Consider the following 11,525-nt stretch of genomic DNA (forward strand, 5'->3'; position numbering starts at 1 on the left):
GCGCGGCGCGATTGCGGCGTGCTCGCGGCTGGAGCCCTGGCCGTAGTTTTCCCCGCCAATCACGAAGCTGTCGCCATCGAGTTGCTTTGCCCGCTTGTAGAAGGTGTCGTCGATGCGCGAGAAGGTGTAGCGGCTGATGGCAGGGATATTGGAGCGCAGCGGCAGTATGTCGGTGCCCGCGGGAAGGATTTCGTCGGTGGAAACATTGTGCCCGGCCTTCAGCAAAATAGGCCCGGCAATCTTTTCCGGCAGGGGATCAAACTCGGGCAGAGGCTGGATATTGGGTCCCTTGATCAGTTCAATCGCGACCGGAATTTCCTGGGAAAGATCTCGCGGCGGCTGCAGCAGCGGGCGCATATCCGGCAGTGTTTCCGGTTCGGAAAATACGGGATAGTCCATGTCCATATCCCGCGGGTCGGTGATTTTTCCTGTTAGTGCACTGGCGGTGGCCGTCTCGGGACTACACAGGTAGACCTTGTCCTCTTTGGTACCGGAGCGGCCGGGGAAATTGCGCGGCACCGTGCGCAGGCTGATGCGACCGCTGGCTGGCGCCTGGCCCATGCCGATACAGCCGTTGCAGCCGGTCTGGTGCAGACGCGCGCCCGCCTGTAGCAGCCGGTTCAGGTCACCGCTGCGACTGATTTCCTCCAGTAACTGGCGCGTGCTGGGATTGATATCCAGAGATACCTGCTCCGGAACCCTGTGGCCATCGACCATTCTTGCCGGCACCACGAAATCCCGCAGCCCGGGGTTGGCAGAGGAGCCGATATAGCTCTGATAGATAGGCCGGCCCGCCACTTCGCGCACCGTCACCACCTTGCCGGGACTGGACGGACAGGCGATCAGCGGCTCGATACGCGAGAGGTCCAGGCTGTCGTGGTGGTCGTAGGTCGCCCCCTCTTCCGCCTTCATTTCCGTGAAGTCGTTTTCTCGCCCCTGCTGGTGCAGAAACGCGCGCACATGGTGGTCCGCCGGAAACACGCTGGCGGTGGCACCCATCTCCTGGCCCATATTGGCGATGACGTGGCGATCCATGGCGGAGAGATTGTCGAGGCCGGGACCGTAATATTCGAAGATCTTGTTGACGCCACCCTTCACGTCGTAGCGCCGCAGCATCTCCAGAATCACGTCCTTGGCGCTCACCCAGGGCGGCAGTTTACCGGAGACCTCAACACCGATGACTTCCGGCATGATGAGGGAGTAAGGCATTCCCGCCATCGCCAGGGCCACCTGCAGGCCGCCGGCGCCCATCGCCAGCATTCCCAGGGAGCCACCGGCGCAGGTGTGGCTGTCGGAACCCAACAGGGTTTTGCCGGGCACACCGAAACACGACATGTGCACCGCGTGGCTGATACCGTTGCCCGGGCGGGAAAACCACAACCCCCACTTACGCGCGGCACTCTGTAAAAACAGATGGTCGTCGGCATTTTTGAAATCCGCCTGTATCAGGTTGTGATCCACATACTGTGCCGATAACTCGGTTTTGACCTCCACCAAACCCAGGGCCTCGAGTTCCAGCATCACCATGGTACCGGTGGCGTCCTGGCACAGGGTCTGGTCGATCCTGAGCTGTATTGCTTCTCCCGCGCGCATACGACCGCTGACCAGATGCCGCTCGATCAGTTGCTGTGTCAGATTTTTTGCCATGGCCGGCGACCCCGCAATGGTTTCGTGTGTTTACCTGTTCCCCGGTTTTACCTGCTTACTGATGCATTCCACTTCAATTGGAGAACTCCACCCGCGGCGCACCGAAGTCGCTACCAATATAGTCCGGGGCGCACTGGATAAAATCTTTCTGGTCGAGGCCGGCGTCGATGAAGAATTTCTGCACCTGGCGACTGCGACGACTGGAAAGCTCCAGCAATTCTTCGCGCAGCCCCCGCGGTGGGTCGCGATAAAACGCCTCGCGCTGTTCGCGGCTGGCACGTAACGCGTCCACTTCATACGGGAACATATTTTCCAGATCCGGCACCGTCGCCACAGCGCAGATTCCCGGACGCGCCCTGGGATTGTCGCGCATTTCCTCGATCATGCTGTTAAGGCTCGCGGTAGCGGAGGCACTCAACTCATCACTGCCGGGGGCGAACTCCAGCTCCGAAAAACTCGGTGCGCGAAAACGCGCCCACGCGAGCTTCGCCAGGCTGTAAACACCCACCGGGGTGAAATAGGCAAACAGCGCTTCGAGGATCGCACGTTGCAACAGGTCGCTGAAGATAAAGCTGAAGTTGAATTTCGGATCGTAGAGGTCACCGGTGACCGGCATTTTGAAGCGTACGTCGCCATTGCCATCTTTCAGCAATGCCAGTGCCAGGCTCAGTGGGATAATGCTCCGCTTCACTTTCAGGTGGTCGGAATCGCGCACCCGCCGCACCTTGATTTTCTGGAGTTCCATCTGGGCCAGTGCATCGACCTGGTTATCCTCCACTTTCATGTCCACCACGGCATTCAGCTGGCCCTGCAGAATTTTGTAGCCGAGCAGCGCAGCCATATAAGGGGTCGCGGGGATCAGGTTGGCGCCTTCCACATAGCCGAGCAAAGACGCGTCCCAGTGGTTGTTTTCCAGCAGATTGACCTGCCCGGACAGGTGCATCTCACTAAAACCGCCGGGGCGCGCGCTCAGAAGCATCAACGCCGGTGGGTCTTCATTGTAGTTGCTGAGACCACGCCACAGCATATTCACACGATGCACCGGCAGCATGGCCTGGTAGTCGTAGGTGTTATCGAGCCAGAGAAATCGTCCCTGATCCACCACTAACTGACGCACCCGGTAGCGGAAGCGGTTGGCTCTCTGCGCAATGTCCTCACGCTGAAAGTGATAGCGATTCAGCGCAGGAGTTTCACTGCGAAAGCGCTGCCAGGCTCCCAGGTCTCCCTCGGGTCCACGGGCCAGCATGCTGTGGGGCTTGATCAGATCGATGGTGTCAATATTGAGAATTTTTTCTGCGGGAAAATATTCAAACTGATCCAGCCGCAGCAATTCAATTTCGGTATTCCACGGATGGTTGGCGTAGTCCTGCGCGCGTTCGTCGCGGTGAAACAGCTTGCCGTCGGCTATTTCCAGATAGAGCAGACGGAACACGTCTTTTGCAATGGTAAGTGCGCGGGCATCGGCGTATTCCGTTTCCAGCAAGCGATCGCCGTCCGTATCCTGCACCTTTAACTGATCCAGTCGCACCTGCGCAAGTTCAAGCCGGCGTGCGGCAATATCAAAATGACCGGTAGCAAGCAGCTCCTGCAGATTGAAGCAGACATCGATACCGTCGATATAGCCGCGGGGAATACAGCTGCTCACATTTTTCAGCAACAGGTTTTCGCTGAAGAGCTCGCGGGCGCCGAATCCCAGCTCGGCGGCTTCAAGGCTCTCGATCTGTAGCAGTTCCGATGGCAGCCCCGAAGAGAAGCCCGCCTGGGTCATGCGCAGCCCTTCCACGCGAAAATTGCGGAAGTGACGCTGGGTTCTGCCTGCAGGTAGATCACCCAGCAACAATTTATGTTCGCTGCCTATGGAGATACGTCCGACTTCATAACAGGGCGCGAGAGACTTGCCCCCGAGCTTGAATGGACTCAGACAACCACTGACTCCGGATAATTCTCCCTGCTGAAGTTCCAGAGCGCCGGCGGACCACGCCAATCCATTTAAACCGAGCCGGGTAAAGCCGAGGCGCTGGCGATCCCCGTGGCGCAGCGCGAAGTCTTCCACCGTCACTTCACCGTCCAGTCTTAGAGGTTCGCCCATCGCCAGGGTCTGTGTGCCGGCAACCTGCAACAAACCGATATCAATGCAGGCCGGCTCGCTGTCAGCGTCGCGATTGGTCACTGGCGTCAAGGGCGGCAGACAGCCGGAGAAACCCTGCGCGAACAGGTCTTCCACCTCGAGGCGCGCTCCGCCGGGCCAGCCCAGGGACTGCCACGCCAGTTGCGATAGTTGCAACGTCGGCGCTTTGCCCGGAGCAGGTACCAGCTGGAGATCAGCAGCCTGTAGTGGACCGAGCTGTATTCGATCCTCATTTCCCTGCCCAGCCCCCAGGCGCACCAGGTTATCGCCACTCAGGTGCAGTTGACCGGATGACAGGCAACCGCCCCAACGCGCGATATTACTGCCGCTCGCCGCCAGCCAGTCGTTCAGGCCGCAGCCATTCGCCGTATCCAGGAGCAGGTTGTGCAGGTTCAGCTGCACCGGGTTGCTCCCCGGACCGCCGTACTGTGCCACCCCCAGTTTTTCGACGCGCAAGCGCCCCAGCGTCAACTGGGCTGGATCGGCCAGTGACCGGTGCAGCGCCAATTGCGCCAGCGCAACTCCCGAGCCTTCGGAGTGCAGTCCCTCGCCGCGCACGCAGCGCGGCAGCCTGCGCGCGGACTTATCGCGCGCTTGTTGCTCGCCCTGTTGTTTTTCACTACTGGGCCAACACACCTCCACGTTATCGGCCTGCAGCTGCTGCAGCTTCCAGTCGGCGCTGGCGCCAGGCCGGCGCGGCAGGTTGACCTGCAGTGACTTGCCTTCGAGCTGGTCGATTTCTGCGGACAGCTGATTTTCGCCACCGCTCAAGGAAAAGTGTGCCAGCACAAGGTCGTTGAGATCCGCATTGAAATGAGCGGGCGCGTAATCCAGCGCAAAGCGCGCACCGGTGCGCAGTGTCGTCACATCCACACAGCGCGTGGGGTTCAGGCAGAAGGCAGCCTTGTCCAGTTCGGCACCGGACAGCTGTAACCGCGCGTGCGCCGGCCGGGACTGCAGGCGGATATCCGCCTGCGGCAGTTTGAGTTGCGCCACTGCCAGCAGCGATTCATCGTTGGCACTGGTGATATCGGCGCGCTCCAGAGTCAGTTCCGCGGCGGAAAAGCCCAGCTGCAGGCCACCGACGCTGTTATCTCCGTCATTTTTACCGTCCGCGATCCTTTCCACCCGCAGCTGCAGCGGCTGTTGCTGGCGCAACTGGTGTACGGCAAAGCACTCCGGGCGTCTCTTGCTGCCGGATACGAGCAGCACCTGCCAGGACGAGGGCAGGCAACCATCCAGGCTGGTGAGCGACAGCGAGGACAGTTCCAGCTCGGCTTCCCGCGTCACAATGGCGCTGCCGATGGCCGCGCGGGCAGCCGCTTCCGATGCCGCGCGCGCGGCCTTCAATTCCTCCGGCGACAGGCCCTTTTCCGCACCATCGGCATCCTCCCCCGCGACCGCGCCGGCTGCCGCACTTTCGGCCTCGCCCCACCAGTGCGCGTCGCCGCTGGCGAAATACTCACCCGCTTGCAGCGCCTGGCGGCGTATACGGAAGAAGCCGTTACCGGTGTAAAGCTCGTTCAGGGCCAGGCCGGTCTGCTGTGCCGGGTCTGCGCTTAACTGATCCGACAACAGCAGTGTCGCCAGCCGCAGCTCGCCCAGCACCAGGTAGGGGGATTCCTGCAGATCGAGGATGAAATTGCCGCGTCCCTGCAACTGCCACAATCGCGCGCACAGCGGAGACAACCGTTGAGGTAGCCAGCCGTCGGGCACACAGCCACCCAGTCGGCCCAGTGCAACGTCCTCCAGCAGGTAGTGCCGTTCGCCGGGCGCGATCTCCGCGCGCGCCCAGTTGAGCCGGGTCAGCAGCAGGTTGGAAGGGTCGCTTGAACCGTCTGCGGCTGTCGTCTTTTTATCGCCACCGCCCTCGCGCATCTGGAACTTGGCTAACTCAAGCGGCCCACTCTCCAGCCGCCAGGATTGTGCCGGGCCATTGTCCGCGGCGAGCTTGCGCGGAAACTGCAGTGCGAAATTTTCCGACAGTTTCAGACCGGCAACGGACACACAGTGATCCTTGCGCCCCCACAACTGTCCCGGCACGCAGCCCGCCGCGCCCTCCAGTGACAGCTGTTCGAGTTCGAGACGGCGATCGTTATTTTGGTAGCGCAGCGCTCCCAGGCGCAGGCCGCTGGTGTTGAGGGGATTGCTGGCCGGGCGCGATGCCTCCAGATCCAGCACCGTGCCCTGATCCAGGCTCGCCTCGGCCAGTTCCACCTGCAAACCATCGCGCCACCCGATTTGCGTGGGCTGGGGCAGGCGCAGGCTGCCGGCACTCAGGCAGTAGTGATGCTGTCTACTGCGCAGGCGATTCGGACACCAGGAAAAGCCACTGGCACCGACGCTCTGCCAGGTGAGGGATTTCTCCTCACGTAGGAAATCGAAATCGTTGATCGCGATGGTCTGTGCGTGCCAGTTGGGTTGGCGACGGTTGCGGTAACGCAGGCGGACGTCCTGGCCGTTGACCCGGTACCAGGCGATTTCAGACTGCTTGCCGAAGGAAAAACTCGCCGGGCCGCGCACCTGCAGGCGCCGCGCGCTGGCGCAGTGGCCAGTGATACGTTGCAAGCCCGGCACCGCCTCCGCCCAGCGTTCCGGCGGACAGCCGGCAAATTTGCGCACAGCGGCCTCTGCCACATTGAGCTGGTTACCCGGGCGCTCAAACCGGATCGCGCCGGTACGGAGCTGCACCAGTGCCACCGTGGGATTTTCGCCCGGTGAGCGGGTCATATCCCCCTCACCGGGCTCCTGGGCCTGCGCACCTGGTGACGAAGGCGATTGCTTTTGGGGTTGTTCGTCCCACACCAGCAGATTGTCGAGCGTGAATTCGTCGGCGCCGATGGCGAAACGCAGCGGTTCCTGCGCCTCGCGGAATCCACTGACAAAGAAATCGTCCAGTTCCACCTGCCCCAGGCGCACGCAGGTGGGGGTTTTCCACTCGGGTTTGTGCTGGTAGCAGACCACGCCGCTGCGCACTCTCGCGGATGTCAGGTCCACCCGCCAGTTCTTTGGTTTCTTTTCCCCCTCCCCCAGGTGCCAGCCGCCGATCTCCCATATCCGTCCGCGCTCGCCCGGCTCGGATTCCAGATCCATGTAGACGTCTTCAAGCTCCACCAGTTTGACGTGAATTTTTCCGCGCAGCAGTTGCCACCAGCTGAGGCCCAGGGTGGCCTCCCCCACTTGAAAACCGCGGTCGGATTTATTGTGTACGCGCACGCCGCGAAGATGTGCGCGCAGGCTCGGCAGGGAAACATTCAGGTATTCGATCTGCGCTTCCAAACCGCGCTCGTGCAGCCAGCGCTGCACCGCACCTGGTAACACAGCGGAGACAAAAATGTTCAACGCGCCAAGCAAAAGCAAAAAGAACACCAGCAGCCACAACAGGCGGCGGGCTCCTCTGTATTCGGCGGGTTCCGTTTCCTGGTGTTTGGACATCTAAGCTCGGCGCACTGAATAATTCGCGCGCACCGCGTATTTTTATCGCTCGTGCGCCTCCTACATTAAAGACCAGCCGCCATTGGCAAGTTGTCGCCCCAATTTTCATCGCACAATTTTTATGTCGTTTGCAGTGCTCGTTCCGCTCCGAATTATTATTTGAGACGCCACATGCCTCAAAAGCGGGCGTCCGACCCGTGCTAAAACGCTGCGCACCGTTACACTGTTTACACCTCAATCAACTTGGTACGGATCCGTGCGCGATGCCCCGGTGGGATCGTAGCTGCGGCAAAACGGTCACAGTATTCAGGCAGTCCGGGAACGGCGAATTATTCAGGTGATCAGACCATGCAGGAGCATCCACACTACCAGGACATAGTGTTGGTCGGCGGCGGCCACAGCCACGCCATGTTGTTACAGAAATGGGCGCAGAATCCGCTACCGGGAGTGCGCCTTACCCTAGTATCACCACAGGTACTGGGCGCCTATTCCCGGATGCTGCCGGGCATGGTGGCGGGCCATTACAGTTTCAGCGATATCCACATCGACCTGCCGCGTCTGTGTCGCGCCGCCGGTGCCCGTTTTATCCAGGCCTGCGCGCATCAGATAGATCCCGAGAACAACCGCGTCTCCCTGCTGGGAAGACCGGATCTGGAATTCGACCTGTTATCCCTCGACGTGGGCGCCACCCCCAGCCGCGCCATCACCGGCTCGGAGCTCGCTATTCCGGTCAAACCCGTCGGCCATTTCCACCACCACTGGCAACAGCTGAAGCAACAGATTCAGACCGTGCACCAACCCGTGCGCCTGGGAGTAGTCGGCGGCGGTGCCGGCGGTTGCGAGCTCGCCATGGCCATGTCCTGGGCACTGGAGGAACCGGTTTACAGCGGCCGCGTGGAAATCCACTTGATTAGTACCGGCAACAAATTGCCCCCGGAATACCCACTGCTGGCACGCCGACTGGTGGCGCGGGAATTGAGCCGGCTCAAGGTACATGTGCATCGCAACTGGCGGGTGACGGAAATCACCCACCGCGGGGTGCACGGCGACGAGGGGCAGTTCCTGCCCATGGACAAGGTGATGCTGTGCACCGAGGCCGCGGCCCCGCCGTGGCTTGCCGAATCCGGGCTGGCGCTGGACCAGAACGGCTTTGTACAGGTGGATGAATACCTGCGCACCAACCATCCATTTATCTTCGCCGCCGGCGACGTTGCCAGCCTGGTAAACACACCCATTCCGAAATCCGCCGCGCATGCGTTAGCCCAGGGGCACACACTGTATCGCAACTTGCGCGCCAGCCTGCTGGAGCAACCACTCACCCGCTACCGGCCGCGCCGGGATTTACTCAACCTGCTCACCTGCGGTGGCCAGCGCGCAGTGGCTAATCACAGCGGCATCGCTGCTGCCGCAAGCGCCTTGTGGCACTGGAAAGACCTCCGCGACCGGAAATTTATCGCGCGCTTTCGGGCGCTGCCGAGCGGGACTTCGCAACCGCGATCCAAGTCACTGCAAAAACTGCTGCGCCCCGCGCTTCACGGACTCAGCCAGCGCAACAGCCACAGTGTCGCCGGGGTGCGCAGCAACGGCTGTGGTGCCAAGGTGAGCGCGGATATCCTGCACCGCGCTCTGGCAGGCCCGCCCCACCAGCAGTCCGCCTTGTTGATCGACGATGCCGCGGTAATCAAGCTGCCAGCGGGCAAACTGCTGGTACAGAGTTCGGACCAGCTGCGCGCTCCGGTGGCAGACCCCTGGCTGTTCGGGCGCCTGGCCGCGCTACACGCGCTTTCCAATCTATTTGCCTCGCGCGCACAACCGGTCACCGCACAGGCGCTGGTGACCCTGCCGCTGTCAGCACCAGAACTCATCGCCCGCGATTTGCAGCAACTGCTGGACGGCGCGGTGCGTGAACTCAACCAGCACAACTGCGTGTTGAGTGGCGGCCACACCGCCGAGGGCGCGGAGCTGCAACTGGGGCTGACGGTAAGCGGTATTGCCGATCCCCAGCAGTTGCTGAACAAATCGGATATGCGCGCTGGCGACTGCCTGATCCTGACCAAGCCGCTGGGCATCGGCACCCTGTTTGCCGCCGAGGGCCAGGGCCGGGCCCGCGGCCGCTGGCTGCAACAGGCGCTGGAAGTGATGCTGCAGAGCAACGCCAGCGCCGCGGAAATATTCGCGCATAACAACGCCAGCGCACTCACCGGCATCACCGGCTTCGGCCTGCTCGGCCACTTGCTGGAAATGCTGCAGTGGCGGGACGGCAACCACCCGGTTTCGCCGGCCCGGTCCAGCGGTCAGTACGAACCAAAACTCGGTGCCAGCCTGTTTGCCGACGCACTGCCACTGCTCCCCGGCGCCACTTATTGTGCTGAGCGCGGTCTGTTTTCCAGCCTGCACCGGCACAACACGCGCGCCTACAACGCCCTGCAGAACCCCGCCGCCTGGCAGACAGAGCCGCACCTGCCGCTGCTGGTGGACCCGCAGACCTGCGGTGGGCTGCTCGCGTCGGTACCGGCTGTGCACGCAGAGAGCTGCATCTCCTCATTGCACGCTGCCGGCTGTCGCCACGCCGCCGTGATCGGTTTTGTGGATGAACTGCCGGCGGGTCGTGACCCGCAGGCCAGCCCACCGCAACCGGTCTATCTGGCGCGCAGTGGCGACTGGAAAAAAATGGCCCAGCGCTACACGGAAATGATTTCCTGAGTTTCCCGCGCACCCAGCACACCAACCATATGTTGCGGAGATCATTTCCGCTGTAACCATTCTTTGATTGCGAAATACCTCCGCCCCGGTAATATCTGCCGCTGACATCAGCGGCCCAGCCTAAGGCCGCCTGTCGGCAAAAGCCAAAACACGCAAACAAGAACCGTAAGGTCATCACAGAGAGCGCACCGCAGCAGCGGTAGACGAGAAGAGCACAGAATTTTTTAGCTCTACAGGAAACTCTGTCATGAAAAAAATCGTCATCGTCGGTGGCGGCGCCGGCGGGCTGCAGCTCGCCACCAGTCTCGGCCGTCACTTCGCGTTCAATCGCTTTGGCCGCCGCATCAAATCCCCCGCCGCACAAGTCACCCTGATCGACAAGAACCGCACCCATATCTGGAAACCGCTGTTGCACCAGGTGGCCACCGGCGCCCTCGACTCCAGCCTAGACGCTCTGAATTACCAGGTACACGCGCGCGCCAACGGCTTCCACTTTGAACTGGGCAGCCTGCAGGGACTCAACCGCGGGGGAAAAACCATTGAGCTTGCGGAAGTATGCGGTGAAGACGGCAAGCCGCTGGTGCCCGCGCGCGAACTGGAATACGACTACCTGGTAATCGCCCTCGGCAGCCAGAGCAACGATTTCAACACCCCGGGGGTACGCGACAACTGCCAGTTTCTCGACAGTGCGGAACAGGCGCAGAAGTTCCACAACAAATTGCTCGATCGCTTCCTGCAGCTGGAAAACCGCGTGCGCGACACCGTCGCGATCGCCATCGTCGGCGGCGGTGCCACCGGGGTGGAACTGGCGGCGGAACTGGTGGACGCGGTGCACGAGATGGGCCATTACGGGCGCATCAAGAACGGCGACCTCAAGGTGACACTGATCGAAGCCGGCCCGCACCTGCTGCCGGCGCTGCCGCCGCGCCTCGGCAACAGTTCCGCCAAGGAGCTCACCAATCTGGGTGTGCGGGTGCTCACCGGCACCCAGGTGGCAGAGGCAAACGCCAACGGCTTTGTCACCAAAGACGGCGAGGAGATTCCCGCGGATATCCGCGTGTGGGCAGCGGGTGTGAAGGCGCCGGATTTTCTCCAGCAGCTGGATGGGCTGGCGCTGAATCGCCAGAACCAGATCGAGGTGGAAGCGACCCTGCGCAGCAAAAGCGACCCGAATATTTTCGCACTGGGTGATTGCGCCGGCTGTATCGACGCACAGGAGCACAAGGTGCCGCCGCGCGCCCAGGCCGCCCAGCAGATGGCAAAGACGGCGCGCGACAACCTGATCAATCTGGTGGAAAAACCAGAGGCACCGCTGCAGCCGTTTACCTACAAGGACCACGGCTCACTGGTGTCGCTGTCCAAGTTCGACGCGGTGGGCAGCCTGATGGGCGGGCTGGTCAAAGGCAGCCTCACCATCGAAGGGCGCCTCGCCGGCCTCGCTTACCGCTCGTTGTACCGCATGCATCTCGCAGCGCTGCACGGCTGGCCAAAGGCGATGCTGCTGTACCTCATCGGCCAGGCCAACCGCTTCGTCAAACCACGCCTGAAAATGCACTGACGGGTATTCCCTGTGCGCTAACGCTATTGCCGGCCCCGTGCGGAAACACGCGTT

The 11,525-nt window shown here is 61.8% G+C and carries 4 protein-coding genes; 2 read left to right on the top strand and 2 right to left on the bottom strand.

The annotated features are described in order from the left end of the window. Positions 1-1,647, bottom strand: a 1,647-nt coding sequence (locus tag VIL80_RS07920) for an aconitate hydratase (protein ID WP_332035577.1), incomplete at its 3' end; no start/stop codon positions are given. Between the two features lie 73 nt (positions 1,648-1,720). Next, positions 1,721-7,210, bottom strand: coding sequence for a DUF748 domain-containing protein (locus tag VIL80_RS07925; RefSeq protein ID WP_332035578.1), 5,490 nt, complete (start codon positions 7,208-7,210; stop codon positions 1,721-1,723). 348 nt (positions 7,211-7,558) lie between these two features. On the opposite strand from VIL80_RS07925, the gene VIL80_RS07930 reads away from it, so the two are divergent. Then, positions 7,559-9,913 carry a slr1591 family oxidoreductase gene (locus VIL80_RS07930; protein ID WP_332035579.1) on the top strand — a complete coding sequence of 785 codons (2,355 nt, stop codon included), beginning with the start codon at positions 7,559-7,561 and terminating at the stop codon, positions 9,911-9,913. Positions 9,914-10,160: 247 nt separating this feature from the next. Continuing rightward, positions 10,161-11,471, top strand: coding sequence for an NAD(P)/FAD-dependent oxidoreductase (locus tag VIL80_RS07935; RefSeq protein ID WP_332035580.1), 1,311 nt, complete (start codon positions 10,161-10,163; stop codon positions 11,469-11,471). Positions 11,472-11,525: the final 54 nt, after the last annotated feature.

Source organism: Microbulbifer sp., assembly GCF_036563125.1.
Classification (GTDB): domain Bacteria; phylum Pseudomonadota; class Gammaproteobacteria; order Pseudomonadales; family Cellvibrionaceae; genus Microbulbifer.